General features: G+C 68.2%; 1 protein-coding gene. It reads right to left on the bottom strand.

Features of this window, described 5'->3' with window-relative positions; genetic code table 11:
• The coding region (locus JHD67_RS21415) for a contractile injection system protein, VgrG/Pvc8 family (protein WP_255557453.1) at positions 1-584 on the bottom strand (584 nt) is incomplete at both ends.

Genomic DNA, 584 nt, shown 5'->3' with positions numbered 1-584 from the left:
TGGTTGAAGCGCGGGTGGTTCTCGCTGTAATCGTGCTGGGTCACCTGGGCGGTGCGCACCTGCTCGGTGTACTGGAACCGCCACAGGCAGGGCATGGCCTGATCGCCGCCGCGTGCCGGCACGTAGGCCACCGGGCCGCCCTCGATGGCGCCGTGCACGTAGAGGCGGTCGCCCAGGATCAGGCGATGGCCCTGGGTGCTGTGTGCGAAGGCGTAATACAGCCCGCTCTCGGCGGCGAGGCGCTGCACGAAATCCAGGTCCGTTTCCCCCGGCTGCATCACCGAGGGACGCACGTCGTGGGTCTTGGTGAGGATGGACTCCACGTCGGTCAGGCCCGAGCGCTGGAGCACGGCCTGGATGATCTGCGGGATGGTTTGCTGCGGATACAGCCGCCAATCGGAACGCAACCCGGCACGGGCCAGTTGGGGCTCCACCACGACGCGATAGCGGGTGCGCCGAAAGCCCGTTTGCCCCTGGGTAATCGCCGACACCACGCCGTGCACATGGCGCACCGCCTGCGCGCCCTGCCAGAGGCAGAACAGAGCCGGTTGATCCAGCAGCACGCCGAAGTCCAGGTCCGGCTG

This window comes from Dyella sp. ASV21 (assembly GCF_016428975.1).
In the GTDB taxonomy this organism is placed as follows: Bacteria; Pseudomonadota; Gammaproteobacteria; order Xanthomonadales; family Rhodanobacteraceae; genus Dyella.
This window is presented reverse-complemented; position numbering and strand designations above follow the sequence as displayed.